The organism is Exiguobacterium sp. PHA03, assembly GCF_041945985.1.
GTDB lineage: Bacteria > Bacillota > Bacilli > Exiguobacteriales > Exiguobacteriaceae > Exiguobacterium_A.
Genome location: NZ_JAUTYQ010000003.1, coordinates 113,323 through 139,126, shown reverse-complemented (window position 1 = coordinate 139,126; position 25,804 = coordinate 113,323). Strand labels below are relative to the sequence as shown.

Here is a 25,804-nt window from a genome sequence, read left to right as displayed (position 1 = left end):
GGATACGAATACACTGTTTTGCCTGAATTGTCTCACTTCTTTTTTTATATATGAGACAGCACTTTACCATTCAACCGCAAATCATTTGATGAGTCAAATATTATTTATATTACAAGAATAATAAAAGAGCAACCGACAAGTCGGCTGCTCAAGATTGCATCTGTTTTGATTCGATGATCGTAATTCCAGGCGGCGCATGTAGCGTTTCATGAATCATCGCCGCAGCGACTTGACCGGCTTCGATCGGAGCGATGGCACTGCGTTTTAATAACGGTCGTAACACCGTCGAAATTTTCGCAGCTGCCTGTTCGCCTAAACGAAACTCGTCTCTTTCTCCTAACAAGAGCGAAGGTCTGAAAATTAGTAATGCATCGTATCCTAGTACGCGTAGTCCATTTTCCGTATCCCCTTTTACGCGATTGTAGAAGGTTTTGGCATTCGGATGGGCACCAAGAGCTGAAATCAAAGCAAAACGTGTCGCACCGAGATCTAACAGTTCACGACCAAGTTCAACCGGATACGTATAATCAACTAGACGGAATGCATCTTGCGAGCCTGCTTGTTTAATCGTCGTACCTAGTGCACAGTAGACGTGATCAACGACAGGCAATTCGATTTCTGTCACACGATCAAAATCAATCACCCATTCTTCAAGTTTCGGATGAAAACGGCGTATCGGTCGGCGAACAAGAACATGTACCTCGCTATATGCCTCTTCTGCCAACAAACGGTCTACGAGTTCTTGGCCAACTAGACCGGATGCTCCTAAAATGGCTGCTCTCATATGTTTCTCCCTCCTTCATGCTGTCGACCGATTGGTACGAAATAGGAACGATTCCCAGTAATCCGTTCTCCAGCACGTACACCAATCGCACTCGGTCTTCCACCTAAAATAAAAACACCGTACATATACGCGACGTCTCCCTCTTCTTGAAGTGGATACGTCGGTAATTCTCGATACGCTTGATAGACAGCCGGTTGATCAAGAAACGTATGCTGTTCATTCTTTAGCAGCACTTCTCCCTGTCCGTCATGGACCGTTACAGTGTCCCCTTCGCGTCCAAAGATCGGTTTCTTGACGAACGGTTGTCGGCTTGAGATGAATGCATCTTCTGATAAGTATGTCGGTAAAAAATAACGTGCAATCATCGTATGATCCATTTCGCTCAAGTATGGATGCTTGGTTTCGTGTAACATCCAGATCAACGCAAGAACCGACTTGGCTTGCATTAAAAAAGCGGACGGTGGATTGATGATTTCTAGCCGCCCCGTCTCGACAAGTTGCAACAATAACTGTCCTAGGTTTCGCCCCTCTTCATCCCGGTCCAGCAAAGCCATCTCGATTGGAAAGGTTTGCCGATATAAAATATCAATTCTTTTACCTGTCTCATCGTACAAGCCCTCTTCCGGGCGAATCTCTAGTGCATCAAGCGGACAATAGACCGCGCTACTCCAGAACGACTGCAAATACTCAGACGTCAGCCGATCTTCGATATGGTCGCCATGTGAAGTGAAGACAACATGCGGATCCTGCTTCGTCCGATATGTCGCTGCTTCGATTGCACGACGGACAGCTTCCTTGAGCCATTCGTTTTCTCCATCATTGACACGTTTAAATCCTTGTTTCTCTGCTACGACATCGTTGACTTCAAATACTTCCTTAATGAAGGTCGGCGTATCGGCATTCCATTCCATGAGTGAAATGCGATCAGCCGTCACAATGAAATCAAAGCGCCCGATGACGGTCAGCGGTCGCATCGTCTCGAGTCGTAAGAAGGCAAGACTTTCGACTGGGAAGCCAAGTTCAAGTAGTGCCTGATCATCCATTGAGCGAAGAATCGGAAGTACTTTTTCAAATATCCGATACACTTCTTGCGCCGCGATATGCAGTTGATCGATTCGTTTGTCCGAGATCGGCATGATTTCCGTGACAGCGTACGGTTCCCCGTCTAGCACATCCCAAAAACGATCGATGTCTCCATAAAAGGTCTGTCGTTTATTCATCCGCCGAAAAAGCCGGAGGACGAGCCCGTTCCGAATCCTTTTGTTTTCGTATTGTAACTCTTTACTTTTTTCGATTTCGGCGTATATCCTTTCGTTCGCATCGCACTGTGCATCAAGGCACGTGAAGCGAAATAACTACCACCCCAGTAATAGTAGCCTGAATGAGTCGACGAACTATCATCACAGTACCAGACACCTTCATCGTTATCATATTCATAGTCATCACAATCCGGATCATCTGGTCGTTCCGCTCGCGCATCATCCGATCCACACCCACTTAATGTCGTTCCGATCAACAGTGTCGCAGCTAGTGTAGCTTGTTTCATCCAATTCACCTTCTCAGTCCCCTTTCCTTTTACTCTCGTTATGGATAGTATACGCTTTTTCGAAGAGAAAAGTTTCTTTGTTCTGCCGGAACTTTTTTTATCAAAATGTGGTAATAGTATCTATAGAATGAAAAGGAGGATTTACGCATGTCACTTGCCTACTATGTTGAAGAAAATAGTGAATTCCAGCCGATCTATCAATATGATCGTTATGCGATCGAACCGGAAGAAATCATCGCCCACCAACTCTGCGAATTCCATATCATCGAAGGACATCAATACGAGCTTCGTTCCAATGAGATGGCAGGTGAATACGATCAATTGATTGTCGACCACATCAAAGCATCACCGCGTGCGACGGAAGAACGTGTTTATCCACCGCATCAAATTCATATTGAATTCAGACAGTATCTATCCGACAGCGCCCAACCGCTTTTAAAGACATCAACGGTTCCAAATCACATCCAAGCGATGCGTTTTTTGATCAAAGACAAGATTGAAGTCGAAGGACACGGTATTTTTGAGCGTGACAGCTGTGAAATTGATATCGATCGGAATTGTTATGTCGTCTATCTTGCAGATACACTTTGAGATGTAAAATCGAGTCTCTTCATTTCCAAGAGACGTTTTTTTTGGCATACTAGAAGGTAAGAACGAATCAATCGAGGTGAACGAACATGAGTGAACAACCAAAAAAACTATCATTGCAAGAGGCAATGATCGAGCGCTTGAAAGCAAAAAAACAAGCGCAAACTAAACGTCCGACTGGCTTACAAGGAACACAAACGAAACAATTGACGAGCCAACAGACGAAAAAAGCGAATAACCAGAAAAAACGGACAGGCGTCTAAGTCACAGGAATTCATGAAATAAGGAGCAATTATGAGTATTTTAACGGTATCTAACTTAAGTCACGGATTCGGTGACCGCGCCATTTTCGAAAATGTTTCCTTCCGCCTGTTAAAAGGCGAGCACATCGGTCTCGTTGGTGCGAACGGTGAGGGAAAATCGACGTTCATGAACATTATTACGTCGCAACTTGAGCCGGATGAAGGGAAAGTTGAATGGGCGAAGCATGTTCGCGTCGGCTATTTAGACCAGCACGCTGTCCTTGAAAAAGGATTAACGATTCGGGATGCTCTCAAAGGTGCATTCCAGTACATGTTCGATATCGAACAGGAGATCAATGATTTGTACGGTAAAATGGGCGAAGTCGAGCCAGAAGAACTCGAAAAAATGCTCGAAGAAGTCGGTGTCTTGCAAGACATTTTGACAAATAACGACTTCTATACGATTGATGCAAAAGTCGAAGAAATCGCACGCGGTCTTGGTCTCGATGAAATCGGACTTGACCGGGATGTACAGGAGCTCAGTGGTGGACAGCGGACGAAAATTCTGCTTGCGAAACTCCTTCTTGAAAAACCAGATATTCTCTTACTTGATGAGCCGACCAACTATCTCGATGTCCAGCATATCGAGTGGTTAAAACGCTATTTAAATGAATATGAGAATGCATTCATCTTGATTTCGCACGATATTCCGTTCCTCAATAGCGTCATCAACTTGATTTATCATATGGAAAATCAAGAATTGAACCGTTATGTCGGTGACTACGACAACTTCGTCACGATCCACGAAGCGAAGAAAAAACAACTTGAGTCTGCATTCAAGCGTCAACAGCAGGAAATCTCTGAGTTGAAGGATTTCGTTGCCCGGAACAAGGCGCGTGTCTCGACACGGAACATGGCGATGTCACGTCAGAAAAAGCTTGATAAGATGGATGTCATCGAACTCGCACAGGAACGGCCAAAACCAGAGTTCCACTTCCTCCAAGCACGGACACCAAGTAAATTGATGTTCGAAGCAAAAGGTCTTGTCATCGGATACGATGAGCCACTGTCTCGTCCTCTTGATTTGACGATAGAACGCGGACAGAAGATCGCCTTGCACGGTGCGAACGGAATCGGGAAATCGACGTTGCTCAAGAGTTTACTCGGTGAAATCCCGGCTGTCTCGGGTGTCGTTGAGCGGGGAGAGAACTTGCATATCGGGTACTTCGAGCAAGAAGTCAAAGAGAAGAACTCGAATACGTGTATCGAAGAGATCTGGAATACGTTCCCGTCTCTGACACAACAGCAAGTCCGCGCCATGCTCGCGAAGTGTGGTTTGATGACGAAACACATCGAATCGAAAATCGAAGTACTCAGCGGTGGAGAAAAAGCGAAAGTCCGTCTTTGTAAATTGATGAACACGGAATCGAACATCCTCGTACTCGATGAGCCGACGAACCACTTGGACGTCGAAGCAAAAGAAGAATTAAAACGTGCGTTACAAGAGTACAAAGGAACCGTCCTCTTAATCTCACACGAACCAGAATTCTATGAAGCTGTTGCAACAGACTTATGGAACTGTGAATCATGGACGACAAAAGTATTCTAAGCCATGCTTTACAAAAGATGGGATGCCCAGACGGGTATCCCATCTTTTTAGTTCATACACTTAATCATTGCATGATTGTGCATCTTCACGCACACTAAGACTTAGAAAATGGTTATGAAGGAGCGTGTTTTTTTGGAAACGATCACGAAAAAAGCAACTTTATCCTATTTACATGTTCCAAGCGGTGGTTCGGAACAATTGATTGCCCGCCTCTATTCACCTGAACATACAGTGGATGCTCCACTAATTGTCCTCTTTCACGGATTTCCCGGGAAACAGTTAAACATGGACTGGGCAGTACAACTTCAAAGCGCAGGATACCATGTGCTTGTCACGTCATATCGTGGAACGATCGGAAGTCCCGGAACCTTCCGATTCCAACATGTTCTGGAAGACGCAACGGCAACTTTACGTTACGTCTGCTCCAAGTCTTTCACTACTGAACACGGTATCAAGGCTGATCAGATTACCGTTGTCGGTCATAGCATGGGTGGGTTCGCCGGTCTTCATGCTTTTGCTGAGACACCGGAGGTTGCACATTATGTCGGGATTTCTCCGTTTAATTTTGGACTCGTCGGTCAGCTCGTCCTCGAACATCCGGAATACGAGCCTGTGCTTCATGGTATTCTCGAGCGAGGAGCTGCTTTCCTAAATGACGCCACTGCTGACGCGTTACTTGACGAGTTAAAGCGCCATCATACGACCTGGAACTTACTGACGCTAAAAGAACGTCTAGCCGATCGCTCGATGTTGCTCATGACGTCAGAACGAGACGAAACATCGATCAAAGCGCTCCATCATGACTTATTGGTATCGGACAGTCCGTTTGAGGAAGCGATCGTCGATAGTGATCACAACTATATTGAGAATCGGAATGCTGCCTTTAACGAATGGACAGCTTGGCTCGCCCGACAATGAAAAGAGCGCTCAGTGTACGACTGAGCGCTCTTTTGCTGAAGTTCGAGTCCGTTGCATAGGACGGATCCGCATCCGGTACAGAACAAGTGTGAACATCGTCAATGTCGAGACAGCGTACCAAACCGTCGTAAATAGTGTTCCGGTATCTGTACCGATGAAAAGACCATGTGCCGTCATCAATAGCCAGGCAGGTAAAACAAGCCAATGTGTCAATTTCCAAAGTGTCTTGCCTAACGTCTCCTTTAAGAAATCCGAAGTCACGAGAACGAACCCGAATAAGTAGAGACTGATCGTTCCAAATGCATTCCAAAGCGGTTCATAGGAAGCTTGTCCTGGAATCAAGACCTCGAAGATTGTCAGTGGTGCGTACGTATCCACAATGATGAGCGTCGCATGGAGGACGATTGCGAGCAATCCTGCCCAACCACTATATAAGTGCACGTGATGCAATCGTGCTTTTTGCTTTTTGAGAGCTGGGTAGGAACCAAGCAATCCTGCTAGGACTGAAATCGTCATGAAGAAGTGTCCGCTTAAGCCACTCAAGCGAATCATCGTCCATGTCGAGAACAACCATTTCATCCAGTCCATATCTCACTCACTCCTTTCTGTTCGCTTCGCCATTCTCCTGTAGTGTCTAAAATCAGTAATCGTCCTTTTGGAAACCAACGAAACAATTTTTCTTGACGTTCTGCTTCTGTCATCTGAAAGGCAAGCTTTGTCATGACTTCCGCTTCATAGAGTTGTGGAGCAGACGCCGTCGCTTGCAGAATCGGACTCCTCGTCGGACGCCCTGTTCGTCCATCTAACAAATGATGATGCGTCTGTCCGTCCGTCTTCCACGATCGATAGACACGGTTCGATGTCGCAATCGCACCTTGTCGTAATTGCACATCAGCGACGCGTTGTTCGGTCTCGGGATGCGTAATTGTGATATTCCATGGTTTCTCCTCAGACCAGACGATGACGTCACCTCCCGCTTCAATCAGTCCACGGTTCCAGGTTTTTCGTAGGCGTTGCGCCGCGATCATCGCGGCAGCACCTTTTCCGATTCCACCTAGATCGATAAAGCCGCCTCCGACTCGAGTCACGTCGCATCCTTCAATGATGAATGGTGCGATTTCCGGTGGAGCCGTTTCTTCATAAGCGATGGCTTGCTTAAACGGAAACGATTGCCGGTAACCATTAGCTTGTTGTTGAGCTAGCAGAAACGGAGAAAAATAATGTTCCGTCTGTTCGAAGTATCGTGTGGCGCGTGCCAGTAAGCGGGCTAACGGTAAGGACACCGATATCATGTCCCCGATCCGCAAACGATTCAATCGACTAACCTCACTTTGATCATCAAAGCGTGACCACTGTCGATCGACGTAATGAAAGAAACGGATGAGTTCCTCCCACTCGGCTTCATCAATCGGCTGATCCGTCACGAATCGCACCTGATTATGCATCGCATACAATTGTCGCTCCATTTTCTCCTCCTTACCTCGAATGACTGGACTGACCGTCACTCGACCCACCTGGTTGACTGAATCCAGACGATTCGTCGCCCTGCCATTGACCATCATCATCTTCGTAATATCCATCATCTTCTCCATATTCGTCTTCATCATCGCTATATTGATTTCCTTGGGATGGTAATGTCGTATCATTCGAATACGTATCGCCTGTCGAAACAGGTGTCGTCGAGGAATCGCTCGAACTGACACTCAACTGACCAATCGCAAGTCCGATGAAGACGGAACTACTAAGCCCGACGAGCCATTTCGCAAATGGTTTTGGTTTCATCTGTTTCCTCTCCCTTCTTGTTACGTTTACTGTATCGAAAAAAACTGACAACTAACTGACGGCAACTATGGGATAATGAGAAAAAAAGAGGAGCGATGTGCATGCGCGTTTTGGTAGCAGAAGATGATCAGCGTCTTGCGAAGATGTTACGCCTCCATTTGGAGCGGGCAGGATATCAGGTAGATGTTGCACGGGATGGAGTGGAGGCGCTCCTCCAATGTCAGACGTATCGCTATGACTTACTCGTTCTCGATTGGATGATGCCTCGCAAGAGCGGAGTCGAAGTCGCCGCTACTTTACGCCAAGAACAGTTTGAAGGCGGCATCTTGATGCTGACTGCTCGCGATACGGAAATTGATCTCGTCCATGGTCTTGATAGTGGAGCGGATGACTATCTCGTCAAACCGTTTCAATCAAATGAACTTTTGGCACGACTGCGCGCGCTCAGTCGTCGTCAACAAAAGGCATTCGTGTCGACGGTCACCTTCAATGGACTAGTCCTTGATCTGTCCTCACAAACGATTTCCTATGAACACCATCCGATTGATTTAACACGACGTGAATTCGAATTCCTTTCTTTGCTCCTAAGACGACCTGAACAGGTGATGAGTCGTGAATTAATCATCGAAGTCGTGTGGGGCATCGGTGCGGATATTACGGATAACGCGCTCGATGCGCTCGTCCGACTTGTTCGAAAAAAACTAGATGCGGTCGGTGCTCCTAATTTGATCCGGACAGTTCGCGGATTCGGTTATCGATTAGGTGATCCACATGCTTGACTCGATTCGAAAACGACTGACGTTATTATTCAGTGGTTCGTTCTTTTTTGTACTAGTCCTCATCCTGATTGGTGTGTATGTCACGAACGCTCAATTGCTGAATCGAATGGAATTGAATCAATTGAAGGGCATATCTGATCGCGATATCTTCGAACGGATCGAGCACGGAGAAGATCAATTCATCCAAAATCCGATCTACTTTCAGTTACTCGATGATTCAGGAAACGAACGCTATGAAAGTCTGCCGCCAGACGTCGAGTCCAAAACACTGCATCGTTTTTTAAGGTCAGATGATACGACGAAACAAGTGGACTGGGATGATCGACACTTCTTACTGTATCAACGGAGTACCGAAGAAGGACGACTACTGCTGATGAAGGACATCTCTCCGACAGAAGATACCTTACAGCGATTGATTGCCGTTCTTGCGGGGATTGCGGTTCTCGCAACGATTGTCCTGACACTAGTCGGATACATCCTTGCTGGTCGAGCCGTCATACCGGTGCAACAAGCATTCGATCGCCAACGTCGTTTTACGTCCGATGCTTCACATGAACTACGGACACCTTTGACAATCGTCTACAGCGGGATTGAATTGCTAGAAGCGGAATCACTTTCGAATGAAGGACGAACGATTCTAGAGGATATCAAAGCAGAAACGGCAAGCATGCAGTATTTAGTCTCTGATTTACTATTGCTTGCGCGAGAAGGACAACTTTCACCGAAACAGGAAGTTGACCTTAGTTCACTCGTTCAAAAGACCGTCGAACGTTTTCAGCATGCCTACTCGGATCGCATCATCCACGCTTCGATCGCGCCTGACTTACACATGAAAGGGGATGCCCATCAATTGAATCGCTTATTGACGGTCTTTCTTGAGAATGCTCTTGTCTACAGCGATAAAGTCATTGATGTCTCCCTCGAAGAAACTACTACAGAACGCCAGTTGACGATACAGGACCGTGGGATCGGTATCGCTTCCGATCAACAAACTAAAATATTCGAGCGTTTTTACCGGGGGGATCATTCACGTCACGGAACAGGTACGGGCCTCGGCTTATCGATTGCTCAATCGATTGTCGATCAACATGGCGGTACGATTTCTATTGATTCAACATTAGGTGAAGGCACACGCTTCATCATTCATTTCCCAACTCTTTAAAACGGTGTCAGTTAGCTGTCAGATAAGCAGGGTAAAGTGAAATTATTCTTTATCATACTTACCTAAGGAGGTCTTTGATATGTTGGGAAACGTACCGCTTCATCCACTTCTTGTCCATGCACCGATCGCACTTTTATTATTCGCAACGTTATTGTTACTCGTCAGTCTGAAATGGACGCAATTCAAATTGTTCACCCTCTTTACGCTAGTCGTTGGTCTGATTTCTGGGGTCGCCGCCTATTTGTCTGGAGACGGAGCAGAAGAGTATGCGGAAGCGAACTTAAGTAGCGTTACCCATGCTGCTATCGAAAATCATGAGCATTTCGCGTTGTTCAGCCTTGTTGCCTTTGGTGTCTCGCTGTTATTTTTGTTATTGGGTTACCGCTCAAACAAAAAAATGTTTTTATTACTCAGTTTTGTCGTTGCCATCGTCGGTAGCGGATTACTTGCTTATACCGGTCATCTTGGTGGTCAGATGGTATATGCTAAATAAAAAAGAGCCGGTTCATTTTCTCTTTTTCAGAGAAAATGGACCGGCTCTTTTATCTTGTTTCTGTTTATTTACGATGTGCGCGTCCCGGGCGACGGTTATTCGAACGACGTGTGTTTCCACGTCCTTCTGTCGTCTTCCGTGATCCTTTACTCTGGTCGTGCTGTGCGCGAATCGCCTCTTCAGACAATTCGACGACGATTGGCGTGACCGAGATGTTCAATTCACGTTCCATATCACGGAACGTCCGACCATCTTTCGGCGTCACGATCGAGACGGCAATTCCATCGTTCCCAGCACGTCCTGTCCGACCGATCCGGTGAACATAACTTTCGGCATCGTCCGGTAAATCGTAGTTGAAGACGTGTGTCACACCTGTCACATCGAGACCACGGGAAGCGACGTCTGTTGCAATCAGGAATTGTGTTTTTCCTTGATAGAACTTCGCCATTGCCTTTTCTCGTTTCCCTTGCGTCAACCCACCATGCAGTTCATCCGTCGGATACCCTTGCATCTGCATTTCTTCGTTTAATTTACTGACACGACGTTGCGTACGGCAGAAAATGATGGCTGCATATGGACGCATCTCGTCAAGCATCGTCCGTAGTGTCGCCTGCTTGCGACGATCCGTCGTCTCGACGACGAACTGCTCGATCGCTTCTACAGTGATGCTTTCCGCTTCTACCTGCACTTCGACTGGGTTACGCAAATACGTTTTCGCCAGTTCCTCTACTTTAGGTGGCATCGTTGCTGATAACATGACGAACTGGCGATCAACAGGTGCTGCCTCGATGATATCTTCAATTTCTGGCAAGAAACCGATTTGAAGCATTTGGTCCGCCTCATCTAAGACGAGTGTACGTAATTCGCTTAAGTCTAGTGTGCCGCGACCGACATGATCGAGAATCCGTCCTGGTGTTCCGATGATGATTTGTGGCATCCGTCCGAGTCGTTGAATCTGTTTAAAGACGTCTTGCCCGCCATATACTGCAAGAGCACGGTACTGTTCCGTATTGCGAATCAGCTTATAGGTCTCATCTGCGATTTGACGCGCGAGTTCGCGAGTCGGTGCGACGATCAATGCTTGGACCGTTTGCGATTCGACATCGATTTGCTCAAGAATCGGTAAGAGGAACGCTAGTGTTTTTCCTGTTCCGGTTTGTGCCTGTCCAATCAAGTCGCGTCCGTCAAGTAATGATGGAATCGCTTGTTCTTGAATCGGTGTCGGCTCCTTGATGCCTTGTTTTTGTAATTTTTTTATCCACAGGTCACTGATGTGTAATGTTTCAAATGTTGACATAATATATCCTCCTAAAAATTATCCACAGAAAAAAGCTGTGGATAACCTGCTTCGCATAGACAAAAACAGTTATCCACAGCCGTGCTCTATTCAGTATACACAATTTACGCGTTTGTTGCTTCCTGTTTTAACTTCCGATCGAGTATGAACGTGCCGAACGGGATGAATGATGCGATGAACGCAATACCCGCCTTGATGATCGACCAATCGTATTTGAATTTCACAACGGCGAGCCAGATCGCGTACATGACGAATAAGACACCGTGAAGTGCACCAACGACCGAAACTGCTTGTGGAATGTCCGCCATATATTTCAACGGCATCGCAATCAACAGTAAGACTAAAAACGAAATTCCTTCTAATATCGCAATCATCCGGAATTGCCCAAGCGTAGTTCTTAACATCCCGTCACTCCTTTTTCCTGATTCCTGCTCTTAGTATACGGGATGGACGATCCATCTGTGACCTGTGTCACAGGATTGTCAGATTTCGAGTGGTCGTAACCGAGCTTCGATGGCAGCTCGTTTTGGCTCAAGAAACGGAGGTAACGCAAGTGTCTCCCCTAATGTTTCAACCGACTCATCCGTCGCAAATCCTGGTGTATCTGTCGAGAGTTCAAATAAGATATGATTCGGTTCCCGGAAGTAAAGGGCTTGGAAATAGTGACGATCGACTTTACCGGAGTTCGGTAAGTGATAAGCATTCAGACGTTCGACCCACTTCTCGTACTCCTCACTGTTCGGTACACGGAACGCGACATGGTGCACACCACCACGACCTAAACGTTCCCGATCAAGGTCTGGACGCGCTTCGACGTGGACTTCTGCTCCGATTCCCCCTTCTCCTGTCGCATAGACTTCGATTGGAGCAAAGTCACCTGCTAGTGAAGGATAGCGACCAACGTTCCGGAAACCCATCACTTCCGTCAGCACGCGGACCGTTAGTGTCGGATCGTTAACCGTCAATGTCACGGCTCCAAGTCCAACGATGGCATGTTCAGAAGGAATCTCTTCTTGCGGCCATGGGACACCGCCTGCGACACCTACTTCGCCATCTTCCGCGACAAGAATCAAACGCGTTCCTTCCTGATCACGAAACGCCAGTGTCTGTCGTCCAGCACGCTCAATAATTTCGTCATGCTCAACGTCCTTTTCCTCAAACCGTTTTTTCCAAAATTGAAGAGCGGCTGTTGTTTTGACACGAAGAGATGTCGAAGAAATACTCGATGCTCCTGGTACACCCGTTCCAAGATGTGGAATATCGAAAAACGTCAAATCTGTTCCAGGATTCCCTTCCGCATCTCCATAAAACAAATGATACGATGTCGTGTCATCTTGATTGACTGTTTTTTTAATCAAACGCATTCCGAGTACTTTCGTATAAAATTGATAATTTCGCTCTGCCATGCCTGTTAAGATTGATACATGATGAATTCCAAGTAGCTCCATCTTCGTCACTCCCTGTAAATGATTTGGTAATTGAAGTATAACGCACTAATATCTTGAATTCAAGATATTAGTCTAATAAAAAACCGCCCCTCCGAAAAGGGACGATTGAATAGTTGAAATTAAAGTTTTACGACGTTAGCAGCTTGTGCTCCACGTGCGCCTTCAGTGATTTCGAACTCAACTTCTTGACCTTCGTCAAGTGTTTTGAAGCCTTCACCAGTGATTGCTGAGAAATGTACGAATACGTCTTCTCCGCCTTCAACTTCGATGAAACCGAAACCTTTTTCTGCGTTAAACCATTTTACTTTACCTGTGTTCATGGGAACAACCTCCAAAAATAAATTACTTAATACATATGCTGAGCATATGAAAGGAATTCATTATTGTCCCGAAATACATGGAGCAACGAAAAGATTGTTCGTGACACGATGTGAATCCGTAATGACAATAACAATATTAAGCTAACGTAAGTATAAAATGGATGCGCTTTAAAAGTCAAGTTGCCTGACCAATGTTTTTCCAATTGATTCCACTTCTTCTACGTAACTCAAACAAAAAACAGGTTCAGCTGAAACTGAACCTGTTCTTCTGTTTTTAACGGTGGATCCAGACTGCTCCAGCAGAGTTATCTTTTGCTTCACCGATGACTTGAATTTTCAATCCATTGTTCGGAAGCAATTTCCCTGCATCCGGAATCAACTGGTTGATATACGATTTTGAATCATCAAACTTCGTCACACCTGGAAGACCTTTATAGTCGTAAAGTCCACGTGATGGCGAATCGATGAGCCATGCAGGTACTTTATCATAACTGAAAGCAGCATCTGCGATTTGGTAACGTGTGCTGTCCTTAACCGTCGGTTGTCCTTTCAACGTGCCGACGATCGCTTCCGGATGCGAATCAACGACACCGAGGAATCCTTCACCTGGGTGCTTACCGACCCAGTTGTCGTCAAAGCTAGAATCACCATACCAAACGACAAGGCCTGTGTTGTACTTCACACCTCGTGCATGTTCGAGCGCTTTGTCCGAACCTGCATAGTTGCGCCATTCAAGGTAGTACGCGTTATCTGCATACGTGAAGCCGTTCGATGCGACGAAACCATCTAATTTGAATTTAGGTGTTCCCTCGGCATCATCTTCAAAGACGACTTTACCATCGACTGTCAGCGTAGCATTATCGAGCGCGAAACCATCAAGCGCGAGTCCTGCGTCAGTGACATATTCAAATTTCAGCGTGACTTTTTTACCAGCAAATTCACTGAGGTCGTATGATTTATCTACCCATGCGCCTTTAGTAGAATCGGCTCGCTCATCGCCATCCGTGTCCTTTTTACCGATCGTTTCCAGTACTTTTGACTGGCCATCGGCTGTAGCAGTGACTGTCAGGAAATCGTAGTTGAATTCAACGTCATAGTACGCTTTAAAGTCAAATTTTGCTTGTTTAGCATTCGTCAGATCAAATTCAGGAGACGTCATCGATGTATGAAGATCGTTCCCTTTTGTACTGTAGTAGTACTTCTTGCCGAACGCTGGAGCAATTCCTTTCACTGGCTTTTGTGGAAGATTGACTTTGATGATCCCTGGATTTTTTGATTTCGTGACACTCTGATCGAGGTACGAAGCTGTTCCAGCTTTCGTGAGCGAATCAAAATCGATTGTTTGGATGTTTGCCCAGTTTCCGCCCATGACTGTCTGGAAGAATTCCTTGTTTTGCGGAGAGAAGCTCGTCGGCTCTGTTCCGGCAATTTTACCATTCCAGCTACCACCACTCATGATGGACCAAGAAGCGACTGGCTCCCCTTGACCTGTGTATTGCGTATCGTATTCATCGGGAAGTCCGAGGTCATGTCCGAATTCGTGCGCGAAGACTCCGACTGCGCCGTCCTCAGGTTGAATCGTATAGTCGTAAGCTGCCATCTTCCCACCCCAGCGTGTCGGAACGTTTGATGTCGTGTTTTCGACTGGATAAACGCTATCGAGCGTCCAGCGGTGCGACCAGATTGCGTCATCCCCTAATTTACCGCCACCCGCTTCTTGCCCCGTTCCTGCGTGAATGATCATCAAGTGATCAACGAGACCATCTGGTTCATTTAAGTTACCGTCGCCATCTAAGTCATACTGGTCGAACTGATCGTACTCAGCTAAATTGATGCCTGCCTTGACGGCAGCATTCAAGGCATCCTTGACGAGTCCACGCGGCCCTTTTGCTCCTGGCAAGTTATCATTTCCGCCTTTTGGACTATCAGCACCATAATCCTTAGCTGTTCCCGGAACTTTTAACCAGTTCGAAACCGTTCCATCGACCGAATAGCTTCCACCCGATTGTTCTTCATAATACTGCTTGAACGTTTTAACCTTTTCTCCGTTGAACAGTTCAAATTCTTTATCCCCGAACATCAAATCTTGATAATGCTTTTGGTTAAAGTCTTTAGCGTACATATAACCTGGCTCTTGAACGACGTTATTGTGCGCGAAGTCACTGTACTCGACAAGCAGTACCAATACCTTGTCCGTCCGTGTCGTACCGTTATACTTTGCTTGCTTAGCTTTGTCTACTTTGACGAAGCCGTTCGGATTGCCTTTTTTGTAGTTATCATGCTTTTTGTCCAGCTGTTTTGCTAACTTCTCCTTTTGCTTCGTCAAGAAATCCTTTGTTTTCTTGTCGAAGGCTGCTTCTTTACCCGATGCATGCGCATGATCAGGAGCTGGTTTTCCGTTCGCCTTTTGGTCAAGATACTTTTGGACTGCTTTTTGCTTCGCTTCTACGGAAGCGGCTTTTGAAACGACCCCACGTTTTTCCAAGACTTTCAACAATCTGTCTTGATCGACTGTGCTTAAATCCATTGGTGCACCAGAGGCTGCTTTTTCTGCTGCTTGTACGGATTTTACCTGCCCACCAGGTAAGACCGGACCGACAGCAAAAGCAGCTGCCGTAATTCCAGACAGTACGGCTAAGCTAAGCTGTTTCTTTTTTCCCACGTGAATTGACCCCCTATGTAGTAGTGAAAAGTAAAAGATTACTATACTTTTCTGAATATTCAAATCTTAGTTTATTTTACTTCCTTAATCAATCTTTTTTAAGATAATTAGTGCTTTATGACCATACCTATTTTTGAGTATTAATTTCAAAAGATTTTCAAAAGATTCTTTCACCTTTTTTTCAAAAAAACATCCTTCCACCGTTTTAGAAAACGGTACGCTGAAAGCACTCTAATTCACTAAAGGGAGGATACAATGAGCGCTTTACAACGTTTTGAACGCCACTTACTAAGAAACTATCTGCTCGGTTCATTCATCGCGGTGTTCGGCGTCGGGTGTCTGTTTATTTTTGAGACCCTTACTTTCACGAGGAATGAACAGTTGATTTTAATGGGTATCATGGGTTTATCTGTCAGTCTGATGGTTTTACTCGAATATATGCTTTATTCTCGGCACATCGGTGCCTTACGACGCTTCTTCCAAAACGAGATTCCTTCACTCGCCTCTTTCCAAGAGGCTTATCAAACAACCCATCACTTTCCGGTTCTGACTGTTCAACGCATCATGGGACCACACTTCTTAGGTCTCTCAGTTCCCGCATCACTCCTGACAGCACTCGCAATCTCTCAAGAGTGGTTAAAGATGCCGTACTACTTGATTGGTCTCGCCTGTTTTGGTGCTGTTCTCGTCGCGATTTTACACGGTCTGATTGAATTTTTTCTAACCTACCGCGTTACGGAGCATATGCTCCTCACGTTAGAGAAGTATGCCTTCGAACATGGCTTTGATGTTCCAAGAAAAACGACGGTCGTCACGTTAAAGCAAAAAATGCTGATCAGCACATTGATTATCGGTGTTTTTCCGATCATGTTGTTCGTGCTCGCCTCAGCCGTTCAGTTAACGGAAAATGAAAGCCTCCGCTCTTATTGGAGCTGGTCGACGCTTATTCTGATCGTCATCTTGTCCGTCGCGACGTTTTGTAGTCTTCTTCTTTATGAGAACATTCGAAAACCGATTGCGATTCTTCAACAAGGTATTCAAGATGTCGAAAACAATCGTCTCGTCTCGTTACCAAATCCGTATTCTGATGAATTCTCGCACCTCGTCTCTGGTTTTAATCTGATGATGGAAGGAATCAAAAAACGCGATGAACAGAATGAGCAATTGCTGGACAGTCTGTTTACGTTATTTGCCGCAACACTTGATGCCCGGGATCCTTATACGGCAGGACACTCGCTTCGTGTCGCTGCTTATTCAGTGGAAATCGCTACGGCTGCCAACCTGCCGTATGAACAAATCGAGCTGTTACGCAAATCAGCTTTGTTGCACGATATCGGAAAAATCGGCATTCGTGACGATGTGTTATTAAAAGAAGGTCGCCTGACTGACGAAGAGTTCCAGATCATTCAGCAACACCCTGTCATCGGTGTGCATATTCTATCCCAAGTTCAGCTGCCAAAGACGTTACAACCAATTCTTCCTGGGGTAAAGTACCATCACGAACGCTATGACGGAAAGGGGTATCCGGAAGGACTCGCAGGAGAGGACATCCCACTCTTCGGTCGGATCATGGCGATTGCTGATGCCTACGATGCGATGACATCTGACCGTCCTTATCGTAAGGGAATGCCAGTGGAAAAAGCTTTATCCATTTTAGAAGAGGGCATGGGTACACAATGGGACGCCACCTTTACGCGTCTTTTTCTAGACTTGAAACGTTCGCCGATTGAAGACGTGTCGTAAGTACGGAAAGGAGTTTCTCATGCATCCTAAAATCGTGGAACGTCATGAATTTTATTTTGTTGGTCTTGGACTGACATGTGAAGAAAACGAATTGCATACGTTGATGCCGGAACTCTGGCGTGAATTTTCAAGACGCTCACATGAGATTCCTGCAAAACCAGATAGCTATCCGCTCGATATCTCACTCGAACGAAACGGAACCAAATACTCGCAATGTGTCGGGTATCCGGTCTCGTCACTCGACGATATTCCAAAAGGAATGAAAGGTCACCGTATTCCTGCTGCACGTTATATTTTTTGGAAACATGAAGGACCTGATATCGAAATTTGGAAGTCCTTCGAAAAAATTCAACGTTTTGCCTCTAAACAAGGGATTGAACTTGATCCTAATGACTTTAAGATTGATGAGACACGAGATGATGTCCACCATCTCTACCAACGGATTCGTTGAACCATTCGCTTGAATGGTTCTTTTTTTGCGTTGAAATATCTTTCATACTTAATAATTCAGTACAGGTACTACGGACTATATTCAGAAAATTCGATTTAATTCGAATGACTTATTCTCGCTTTCTTAATTCTTTGGCATAGTTAGACTCAACCCAAACAAGGAGGCGATTTATTTTGAAAAAGTTTCTCGCTACATCGCTTGTCGCAAGTGTACTTGTTGTTCCTACGGTCGTAGGTGCAGAAGGTCTTCAAGCTGGTAAACTCACGAAAGCTTCGTCAGAACCAGCTGCAACGATCGTTAAAGATTTCGTGAACAAAAAAGGTGACTTTGCTGTTCAGAATGTCGAAAAAGACGGATCTTCGCAGATCGTACGTCTCCAACAAGAAGTGGATGGCGTCCCTGTCTTTGGTAGTGTCGTCGTCGGGAACGTCGCGAAAGACGGTACTTTGAAAGCAATCGTAAACGATGCGATCAACGTCAAAGGAAAACCAGGTCTCGCGAAAAAAGCAACTCTTTCTGAAAAGAAAGCAATCAAGTTATACCAAAAAGCAATCAAGGCTTCTGAATTCGAAGTCGCTCCAAAAGCAGAACTCGTCATCTATCCTGTTAAAAATGATGCAGTCTATGCGTATAAAGTGACATCGACAGTCCTCGCTGGTAAAGAACCATCACGCTGGACATATTTCATCGATGCAAACTCAGGTAAAGTACTTAATAAGTTCGACCAACTGGCACATGCGAAGCCAGTCAACACAGTTACAGGAACAAATGCAGTCGGTACTGGAACAACAGTTCTTGGAACGAGCGCATCATTTAATACAGTGAAGAGTGGCTCGTACTACTATCTTCAAGATTCAACTCGCGGTAAAGGCATCTACACATATGATGCGAAGAACCGCAACACACTTCCAGGAACACTCTGGTCTGACCTCGATAACCAGTTCAATACGACATATGACCGCGCTGCTGTCAGCGCACATGTCAACGCTGCGAAAACATATGATTTCTACAAAAACACATATGGTCGCAACAGTTATGACAACGCAGGCGCTGCCTTAAACTCATCTGTCCACTATTCAACAAGCTACAACAATGCATTCTGGGATGGAACGAAGATGGTCTACGGTGACGGAGACGGTTCAACGTTCACATACCTCTCAGGCGCACTTGACGTCGTAGCGCATGAATTGACACACGCTGTCACAGAATACACAGCTGGTCTCGTTTATCAAAATGAATCAGGTGCAATCAACGAAGCTGTTTCGGATATCATGGGTACGGTTGCTGAATACTCAGTCGGTTCGAACTTCGACTGGCTCGTAGGAGAAGACATCTACACGCCTGGTGTCAGCGGTGATGCACTCCGTTCAATGTCGAATCCAGCTGCTTACGGCGATCCAGATCACTACTCAAAACGCTACACAGGTACACAAGATAACGGTGGTGTCCACACGAACTCTGGTATCGTCAACAAAGCTGCTTACCTCCTCGGTAATGGTGGAACTCATTACAACGTGACTGTCACAGGTGTCGGCGTACCGAAACTTGGAGCAATCTACTACCGTGCTCTTAGCGTCTATTTGACTCCGAACTCGAACTTCAGCGCACTTCGCGCAGCAGTCGTTCAATCGGCAAAAGACCTGTACGGTTCAACAAGTGCAGAAGCAACAGCAGCAGCGAAATCATTTGATGCTGTAGGCGTCTACTAAGAAAATCTCCTCCCAAAGGATTTTCATATTTCCTCCCGAGTGTCGGACTCGGGAGGTTTTTTATGCGCAAAAAAGACGGATTCGCTTGGAGCAAATCCGTCTTTCCATTAGTCTTGTCCAGGATCACGGGCAAGACGTAAGCGCATCTTTCCGTTGTCCGGGAATACTTTCAATTGTAAAGATTCTCCCTCGTACCATGTCCCGTAGCTCGTATCGACGACAGGTTCACCGAGCGTTGACAAGGCGTTCGTTGAGGCATTCGTCCAGTCGATCGCTTCAATGATTCCGTCCGAGACGACGAGCAGGTATCCGGCGTTCGAGAAGTAATACGTATTGACCGCGTCCTGTTGCGTATTACCAACAGCACCATATTTTGCTTCGAAGTCAGCAATTGGTTTTCCGAGATACTGCTCCGGCTTATCAATCGGTTGGTTGGCAACTGCTTGCGAGAGTGCCGTAAGGACTGCTTTATCTGATGTTCCTTTTGGTGCTTCTAATCGGACATCGGTCTCAGGCAAATACCCTTCGATACTATCATTGAGTTTCAAGTGGACCATTCCGTCTTTTGCATCCAATACCTCATAGACATCACCTAAATCTGCTTTATAGATGACACTACTTCGGCTTGCATCGCGATAGACGTTCGCGAACGGACGTGTCACCCAAGCTGCTTGCGCATACTCTGCCACCTTTTTCTTTGATTTCTTCTTCTCTTTTTTCGCTTCTTTTGGATCCTTTGTCGAGGCTGTCTCTTTCTTCGACTTTTCGTTTTTCGTTGCTTGATCCGTCGTTTTCGGCTTCTCAAGCGTCGATGTTGCTTGAGAGGCATCGTTATTCGTCAACATATACAACCAGCCACCTACGATGAATAGCGTTGCTAAAATACCGCCAAACGCAATCCCTCGGCGATTGCGTTTCTGTTTCCGTCGTTCTTGTCGAGACTGTCGTTCTTGTTGGTGTTCACTCATGTATGGTTCCTCCTGAAAAGTCGACACAGTTTTTCCCCACTATACCACCAATGTTTACTCGAAATATTTAAATTTCGATGACAGTTCGACCACGGTGACGAGAAGTCAGCAGAGCTTCTGCGATTTTAGGTAAGTCGTTCAGTGTTTTGACGTCGACTTCTGGTTCAAGATCGACGCGCCACTCATCCGCCAGCCGTTGCCATAAGATCTCTCGATATGCAATCGGTGTTTGTACCGCATCGATTCCGATCAAGCGAACGCCACGCAGGATGAAGGGATAGACTGTCAGTGTCATCTCTGCCCCACCGACGTTACCACACGTCGTCACGACACCACCATACTGTACGAAGCGAATGACGGATGCGAGCAATGGACCCCCTACCGTATCAATGACACCTGCATACGTTCCTTTTTTTAATGGACGGTCTGTTTCTTCTAAGAACGTAGTGCGGTCTAATACCTCCGCCACACCTTTTTTAAGTAATCGTTCTTGTTCTACTCGTTTCCCGGTTACGGCGTGTACTGTATAGCCTAATCGAATCAGTAAGGCGATCGCAATCGTACCGACACCTCCTGTCGCTCCAGTCACAAGGATGGGTCCTGTCTCCTTTGAGACAATTCGTGATAGTTCATCGACTGATTGCGCTGCTGTCAATCCTGCCGTTCCATGTCGCATCGCTTCTAATGGGCGAATGGATTCTGGAAGTGGCGTCACCCAATCGGCTGGTACGCGTATGTATTCTTGAAATCCGCCAGAGGTATTCATTCCAAAATCAAAGCCATTGACGACGACCGCTTGACCGGTTTGAAACCGTTCATCTGTCGTTTGTTCGATATATCCTGCTGCGTCAACGCCTGGTGTGTGCGGATAGGATTTCGTCACCCCTCGATTACCCGACATCGATAAGGCATCCTTATAATTGACACAGGAATGCGTGACACGAATTAAGACGTCTCCTTCCGGTAAATCATCGACTTGTTTCGCCTCAACCTTCCCTTCATAGTTCCCATCCACCTCTCGTACGACGAATGCTGAAAAAGTGTGTTTCATGATGTCTCTCCTTTCTCTTGTGCTTCTCTATACCCTGTTGTTTCCATCGACACACTAAAAATCCCTGTCGTTTCTCAAAGAAACGACAGGGATCGGGGACGGAAAAAACATCAGCGTTCCATAGGTGGTCAAAGGTAACAGGTCAGCCTGTCAATGGTTCATGGTCATCGGTTTGCCATCGCCATCTCTTCTCCACAGAGGAAAATTGAGGTCCGTCCCCTCTCCTTGACGTGGAGTCTCACCACGTCAAGGAATTACATATAACGTCCACCATCAAAGTCAATTGTCGTTTGATAGTTCGCGGCATTGATCGCATTCGATACTTTGTGTGCTTGCCGTTCCACTTCCTCCGTTTTTAAGCGATAGGCATCTGGATCGAATAAGGCATGACGAATGATCGTCGTCCCTTCAAATCCGTATTGGAACTCGCGTTTTGGTCGACTTGCGAGCATCTGATAATTTTGTGCCTTTGCCCGCAATTGGGTCGCCCACTCGATTGCTTCGACGAGCGGCATTTCTCCTTCATCCGTCACGATGACAGTTTCTAGATTCGCCGCGTAGACGAGACGATCCAAGACTCGCATATCATGACGCACGATGTCCATGGCGGCTTCGACGTCGGTTAAGCTCCGGCCTTGTTGTGCGGGGAGTGCTTCTCCCTTTTCTAAATCAATGAACGCTACGCGCTCCATTTCTTCAATCAGCTGATCAAGCTGTTTCCTCAGAATACTCTTTAATTTCACGGCATCTGCTAGGTACATCATCAACTCCCCTTTCCTATTCCATTTACGTCATTCCTTTCAAAAGGTTTCAATCAAACTGATGGACGAAGGCTCCGAATTCCCCCTGAATCGTTTGCTTGTCCATCTCCGATATCGTAGTAGCTCGGTCTGTATAGCGTTCTAAGAGATAGGCTTTTATTAGGACATGTGACGGTTGGAATCCGATACGCAGGCACCATTCCTGAAGTGTTTCTGTATCATGTCGCCGTAAGCGGGTCGGGAGTATCTGATTGAACTGGATGAGTTGTTTACGAATCCAGGCATCTGGTAGCTCGATCGAGTTCTCTTTTATAACAAAGTCGTTGTCTAAGGACTGTAACGGGGTGTCAGTTCTGATCGAGTCCTCATCCTGTTTCTTGGTCTTTCGACGTTTCCGCCAAACGATATAGCTTATGATGAATAGAGGTAGAACAATCAGACTCATCAGTAACATCGATGAGGACGATTCCCCTTTTTCATTCATACCTCGCTTAGCATTTTCAACCCCTACAACGATGAGCTTATTCTTTTTCGGTTTGAGGTCTTTCTGCTTTTTGGGCTTTTCATTCGTGTCCCAAACACGTAAATCTTCATCATTCTTCGTCTGCTTTTTAGGCAACCACGAAAGAAATGGAATGTTTAACAGCTTGCCGTTGTTCTTGCAGTTCGGTTTACACGATCCGTTCGTTTCGACTCCTGACATCTTTATCGCTTGTGGCTTCAATGCTTGAAAAGCCGCTTCCGTCAGCGGCTTACTGATCCCTAATATCAGCAAAATCAATCCGATACCAATTACGAGTCGTTTGCGAAGTGACATCAAAAGCCCTCCTTTTTATAAATCCATTATAATCCAAATTTATAATTTTAGTGTATTTTTATGGATGTTATGAAACAAGGAATGATTGTTCAATTAGAGGGGAAAAGGTAGACAGACCTATTCAGAGAGGAGAACTATTTCATGTTGAAACTCGATCACACGCATGATCCGTATCAAAATGCGGCGCTGATTCAAGAATACGTTGAAACATCAAGCAACGAACAGGCTGTTCGACAAGCAGAACAACTATTACACGATAGTACATTTATTGCACCACGACGTGATCCTAACCTCAGTCGAACACTTCGTTCGATGATCTCACCGTTATTTTTGACAAACCGTGATAAACATATTTTACCGCTGACACCAGCTTTCGTAACGCCACACGATGAGATTCGACCGAGTTGGTTCGGGCGGCTCAATCATGAGTTCGAACGTTTGATCAGTGAAGTCGAAATCGTTGATATCACTTCCTATGGTGCGGTCGGTGATGGACAGACAGATGATACACAAGCGTTCATCGAAGCGCTCGGTGATGGACATCGACAAGTCCATGTTCCAGCCGGTACGTACATCGTTCGAGGAATTCGTTTACCTAGTTATACGATTTTAACGGGAGCTGGCAAAGGGAAAACGATTATAAAGATGCACGATGACGCACCTAAAGGACGACGTCTTGTAACGAACCAAAATTATCTCCTTGGCAATCATCACCTGCTTGTTGAGAAAATGACGCTTGATTGGAACATCAAACGAATCGGTGACGCAAAGAAAAGTAGCACATGGGGCAATCACTCCAGTTGTCTCACATACGCACATGTCACTTATGGTTGGGTCTTTGATGTCGAAGCTGTCAATCCAGGACTCCATTGTTTTGATATCTCGACACCGTATTACAATTACAACGGGGACGGTGCTCGAGCGAACTTAAGTAGTTCATTCATCTGGTTCGATGGATTAACCGGTTACGGGTTCGGAGACGACGGGATCACGACACATCATAGTGACCATCTCTTCATCTCGAACTGCTTTATGCATGACCCAAGTGGACGTGCCCATGCAGAAGGTTTTTCCAATTCGAACGGGATTGAAATCGATGATGGGTCACGCGATGTCTGGTTATTCAATAACGCATCAAGTCGTTGCTTCGGTGGACTTGAAATCAAGGCGCATGCGACCTCTTCTGCTGCCTCAACCGTTAAAATCGTTGGTCATTTATCAATTGATGACCACCGTGCCTTTAATTTTCGCCATATCGGGCATCATCAAGCAAGTGATCCAACGTCTCAGACGGCTTACAATATCATCGCAACACGCTTGATTGCTCAGACTCCTCAATATACGGAGCTCTATGCGAATTCAAAACCGCGCGCACTCGTCGTTTCCGCTTATCGTAATGTCGTTATTCATGATTTCACGGTGCTCGGTGATCCGTATTATGACTACCAAGAACAGCCAATGATCGGAATACAATATAAGGCACGCAACGTTACGATCAGTCAGTTGAAGATGAGCGGATTCCGACAAGCGAAAACGGATATCCAAATCTTTGGTGGAGAAAATGGAGCTGAGGATGTACGCCTTCGGGATATCCGGATCGAGGATTCTGCCAAACACGGGATTACGATCGGTCCTGACATCAATCGCGTCAAGTTAACGAATGTGGCACTAAAAGGAGATGGGACGGTTGGCTTGAATGCTAAATCGGAACCGGAAATGGAACGGTTCATCGCGACCGGATTTAAAGTACCGATTCGTGCTCAGTCGACGCAAGCATGAACAAAACGACAGGATGGACTTTGGTCCATCCTGTCGTTTTCATTGGGATCGAATGTATGCGAGGACACGTGTATCAATCGCACGATCCGCTTGTTCGCGCATCTCAAAGTTTTCCGTATGCAGATATGTCCGGAGCGCTTCTTCGAAATCACCGCGATAGCCAAGTGTCAATAATTTATCCATCAACTCCGACTCTAACGCATCATCGATGGGCTTGATTTCTTCCGGCTTACTCGGTTGTAGGTAAAGTGTGTGCAATTGATAGATGCGTTCGAGTTCTTCAATTGGATTCGGGTGATCATCAACACGTAGATCAATATAGCGATCGTTGAATCCACCGTACCCGCCACCTTCCTTGACGACGAGCAGTGCTGCTGATTGCATCCCACGCGAGTCCCCGCCTGCTGCTTGCCCCGCAGCCAACGCACGCAACAGCCGTTCTGCGAGTGGCCCTTGCGTCGATTCAAAGACACGTGCCATCTCTTTGACCGTATTGCCATCTACAAGAATATTCCCTTGCGCCGCAAAATGTTTCCCCGCAATTCCGCCTGCCCAGTCGTTACATTTCTCTCCCGTAAAAGTCGCACTTTTGCCCTGCGCATCGATGATTCCGACTTGACGATCTGCTCGCCCTTCATCCGCTTCCGTTAATCGACGAAGCACTTCATCCGCTGAAGCGCCTTGTTCGATCATCTGCAACCCTTCAGGGCCATACGTCGTATTTGCAAATGATTGTGTCGCTACAGCACCTACTCCCGCTTTCGCAAACGGAACAGCACTCCCAACAGCTAAAAATTTCGATTGGACAGCAACACCCCATGCTTGTTCTTTCTCGCAATAACCAACGATTGAATATGTCACTTCAGTTCCCCCTTTAGTCACTTCTCTACCCGTT

General features: G+C 46.1%; 27 protein-coding genes. 11 read left to right on the top strand and 16 right to left on the bottom strand.

Going from position 1 to position 25,804, the window contains the following annotated elements; translation table 11 throughout:
- Positions 1–148: 148 nt before the first annotated feature.
- Genes Q7C19_RS13225 through Q7C19_RS13215 form a run of 3 tightly spaced genes read right to left on the bottom strand, consistent with a single transcriptional unit; the run spans position 149 to position 2,330 of the window.
- Positions 149–784, bottom strand: coding sequence for a Rossmann-fold NAD(P)-binding domain-containing protein (locus Q7C19_RS13225; protein ID WP_035411980.1), 636 nt, complete (start codon positions 782–784; stop codon positions 149–151).
- A complete protein-coding gene (locus tag Q7C19_RS13220) occupies positions 781–2,004 on the bottom strand; it encodes a glutathionylspermidine synthase family protein (protein ID WP_290774403.1) in 1,224 nt (407 codons plus the stop codon). Before Q7C19_RS13220 ends, Q7C19_RS13225 begins: the two co-directional genes overlap by 4 nt.
- Positions 2,001–2,330: a hypothetical protein gene (locus Q7C19_RS13215; RefSeq protein ID WP_035411974.1), complete on the bottom strand. Its 330-nt coding sequence runs from the start codon at positions 2,328–2,330 to the stop codon at positions 2,001–2,003. Before Q7C19_RS13215 ends, Q7C19_RS13220 begins: the two co-directional genes overlap by 4 nt.
- 147 nt (positions 2,331–2,477) lie before the next feature.
- Here Q7C19_RS13215 and Q7C19_RS13210 point away from each other — a divergent pair, with 147 nt between their 5' ends.
- The 4 genes from Q7C19_RS13210 to Q7C19_RS13195 all read left to right on the top strand — a co-directional run bounded on the left by Q7C19_RS13210 (position 2,478) and on the right by Q7C19_RS13195 (position 5,687).
- Positions 2,478–2,921: a hypothetical protein gene (locus Q7C19_RS13210; protein WP_056064819.1), complete on the top strand. Its 444-nt coding sequence runs from the start codon at positions 2,478–2,480 to the stop codon at positions 2,919–2,921.
- 86 nt (positions 2,922–3,007) lie between these two features.
- A complete protein-coding gene (locus tag Q7C19_RS13205; RefSeq protein ID WP_023469740.1) occupies positions 3,008–3,181 on the top strand; it encodes a hypothetical protein in 174 nt (57 codons plus the stop codon).
- Between the two features lie 31 nt (positions 3,182–3,212).
- Positions 3,213–4,769 carry an ABC-F family ATP-binding cassette domain-containing protein gene (locus Q7C19_RS13200; RefSeq protein WP_023469741.1) on the top strand — a complete coding sequence of 519 codons (1,557 nt, stop codon included), beginning with the start codon at positions 3,213–3,215 and terminating at the stop codon, positions 4,767–4,769.
- 132 nt (positions 4,770–4,901) lie between these two features.
- On the top strand, positions 4,902–5,687 hold the full coding sequence (locus tag Q7C19_RS13195; RefSeq protein ID WP_375092312.1) for an alpha/beta hydrolase family protein: 786 nt from the start codon (positions 4,902–4,904) through the stop codon (positions 5,685–5,687).
- 9 nt (positions 5,688–5,696) lie between these two features.
- Here the strand turns inward: Q7C19_RS13195 and Q7C19_RS13190 are convergent, their stop codons facing one another.
- Genes Q7C19_RS13190 through Q7C19_RS13180 form a run of 3 tightly spaced genes read right to left on the bottom strand, consistent with a single transcriptional unit; the run spans position 5,697 to position 7,469 of the window.
- Positions 5,697–6,275 carry a ferric reductase-like transmembrane domain-containing protein gene (locus Q7C19_RS13190; protein WP_035411965.1) on the bottom strand — a complete coding sequence of 193 codons (579 nt, stop codon included), beginning with the start codon at positions 6,273–6,275 and terminating at the stop codon, positions 5,697–5,699.
- The gene (locus Q7C19_RS13185) at positions 6,263–7,153 is read right to left on the bottom strand and encodes an FAD:protein FMN transferase (protein ID WP_375092311.1); all 891 of its coding nucleotides are present in this window, start codon (positions 7,151–7,153) and stop codon (positions 6,263–6,265) included. The genes Q7C19_RS13190 and Q7C19_RS13185 overlap by 13 nt, the downstream gene beginning before the upstream one ends.
- Before the next feature lie 10 nt (positions 7,154–7,163).
- Positions 7,164–7,469, bottom strand: a complete 306-nt coding sequence (locus tag Q7C19_RS13180) for a hypothetical protein (protein ID WP_035411958.1) — start codon at positions 7,467–7,469, stop codon at positions 7,164–7,166.
- A gap of 101 nt (positions 7,470–7,570) precedes the next feature.
- On the opposite strand from Q7C19_RS13180, the gene Q7C19_RS13175 reads away from it, so the two are divergent.
- From Q7C19_RS13175 to Q7C19_RS13165, 3 genes are all read left to right on the top strand, one after another.
- Positions 7,571–8,248, top strand: coding sequence for a response regulator transcription factor (locus tag Q7C19_RS13175; RefSeq protein WP_035411955.1), 678 nt, complete (start codon positions 7,571–7,573; stop codon positions 8,246–8,248).
- Positions 8,241–9,410, top strand: coding sequence for a sensor histidine kinase (locus Q7C19_RS13170; RefSeq protein WP_290753580.1), 1,170 nt, complete (start codon positions 8,241–8,243; stop codon positions 9,408–9,410). The genes Q7C19_RS13175 and Q7C19_RS13170 overlap by 8 nt, the downstream gene beginning before the upstream one ends.
- Positions 9,411–9,489: 79 nt before the next feature.
- Positions 9,490–9,903 (top strand): DUF2231 domain-containing protein, encoded by a 414-nt coding sequence (locus Q7C19_RS13165; protein WP_290753583.1) that lies wholly within the window; start codon positions 9,490–9,492, stop codon positions 9,901–9,903.
- A gap of 64 nt (positions 9,904–9,967) precedes the next feature.
- Here the strand turns inward: Q7C19_RS13165 and Q7C19_RS13160 are convergent, their stop codons facing one another.
- The 5 genes from Q7C19_RS13160 to Q7C19_RS13140 all read right to left on the bottom strand — a co-directional run bounded on the left by Q7C19_RS13160 (position 9,968) and on the right by Q7C19_RS13140 (position 15,630).
- Positions 9,968–11,200, bottom strand: a complete 1,233-nt coding sequence (locus Q7C19_RS13160) for a DEAD/DEAH box helicase (protein ID WP_375092310.1) — start codon at positions 11,198–11,200, stop codon at positions 9,968–9,970.
- A 104-nt stretch (positions 11,201–11,304) separates the two neighbouring features.
- Positions 11,305–11,604, bottom strand: coding sequence for a DUF3817 domain-containing protein (locus tag Q7C19_RS13155; RefSeq protein ID WP_035411945.1), 300 nt, complete (start codon positions 11,602–11,604; stop codon positions 11,305–11,307).
- Positions 11,605–11,682: 78 nt separating this feature from the next.
- A complete protein-coding gene (locus Q7C19_RS13150; protein ID WP_035411942.1) occupies positions 11,683–12,648 on the bottom strand; it encodes a ring-cleaving dioxygenase in 966 nt (321 codons plus the stop codon).
- Between the two features lie 119 nt (positions 12,649–12,767).
- Positions 12,768–12,968, bottom strand: coding sequence for a cold-shock protein (locus Q7C19_RS13145; RefSeq protein WP_023469752.1), 201 nt, complete (start codon positions 12,966–12,968; stop codon positions 12,768–12,770).
- Between the two features lie 274 nt (positions 12,969–13,242).
- The gene (locus Q7C19_RS13140; RefSeq protein ID WP_375092309.1) at positions 13,243–15,630 is read right to left on the bottom strand and encodes an immune inhibitor A domain-containing protein; all 2,388 of its coding nucleotides are present in this window, start codon (positions 15,628–15,630) and stop codon (positions 13,243–13,245) included.
- A gap of 255 nt (positions 15,631–15,885) precedes the next feature.
- Between Q7C19_RS13140 and Q7C19_RS13135 the strand changes: the two genes are divergently transcribed.
- From Q7C19_RS13135 to Q7C19_RS13125, 3 genes are all read left to right on the top strand, one after another.
- Positions 15,886–17,373: an HD domain-containing phosphohydrolase gene (locus Q7C19_RS13135; protein WP_290753592.1), complete on the top strand. Its 1,488-nt coding sequence runs from the start codon at positions 15,886–15,888 to the stop codon at positions 17,371–17,373.
- Between the two features lie 19 nt (positions 17,374–17,392).
- Complete coding sequence (locus Q7C19_RS13130) at positions 17,393–17,824, top strand: GyrI-like domain-containing protein (RefSeq protein WP_290774412.1); 432 nt, start codon at positions 17,393–17,395, stop codon at positions 17,822–17,824.
- A 173-nt stretch (positions 17,825–17,997) separates the two neighbouring features.
- On the top strand, positions 17,998–19,533 hold the full coding sequence (locus tag Q7C19_RS13125) for a M4 family metallopeptidase (RefSeq protein ID WP_290753598.1): 1,536 nt from the start codon (positions 17,998–18,000) through the stop codon (positions 19,531–19,533).
- Positions 19,534–19,640: 107 nt separating this feature from the next.
- Here the strand turns inward: Q7C19_RS13125 and Q7C19_RS13120 are convergent, their stop codons facing one another.
- From Q7C19_RS13120 to Q7C19_RS13105, 4 genes are all read right to left on the bottom strand, one after another.
- Positions 19,641–20,501, bottom strand: coding sequence for a hypothetical protein (locus Q7C19_RS13120; RefSeq protein ID WP_290753601.1), 861 nt, complete (start codon positions 20,499–20,501; stop codon positions 19,641–19,643).
- Positions 20,502–20,568: 67 nt separating this feature from the next.
- On the bottom strand, positions 20,569–21,552 hold the full coding sequence (locus tag Q7C19_RS13115) for a YhdH/YhfP family quinone oxidoreductase (RefSeq protein WP_035411925.1): 984 nt from the start codon (positions 21,550–21,552) through the stop codon (positions 20,569–20,571).
- A gap of 254 nt (positions 21,553–21,806) precedes the next feature.
- Entirely contained in the window at positions 21,807–22,313 is a 507-nt protein-coding gene (locus Q7C19_RS13110) for a hypothetical protein (protein ID WP_375092308.1), read from the bottom strand.
- Between the two features lie 49 nt (positions 22,314–22,362).
- A complete protein-coding gene (locus Q7C19_RS13105) occupies positions 22,363–23,130 on the bottom strand; it encodes a hypothetical protein (protein WP_035411920.1) in 768 nt (255 codons plus the stop codon).
- A gap of 141 nt (positions 23,131–23,271) precedes the next feature.
- Here Q7C19_RS13105 and Q7C19_RS13100 point away from each other — a divergent pair, with 141 nt between their 5' ends.
- The gene (locus tag Q7C19_RS13100) at positions 23,272–24,909 is read left to right on the top strand and encodes a glycosyl hydrolase family 28-related protein (protein WP_313492187.1); all 1,638 of its coding nucleotides are present in this window, start codon (positions 23,272–23,274) and stop codon (positions 24,907–24,909) included.
- A gap of 39 nt (positions 24,910–24,948) precedes the next feature.
- Here the strand turns inward: Q7C19_RS13100 and Q7C19_RS13095 are convergent, their stop codons facing one another.
- Entirely contained in the window at positions 24,949–25,770 is an 822-nt protein-coding gene (locus Q7C19_RS13095; RefSeq protein ID WP_375092307.1) for a DUF1028 domain-containing protein, read from the bottom strand.
- Positions 25,771–25,804: the final 34 nt, after the last annotated feature.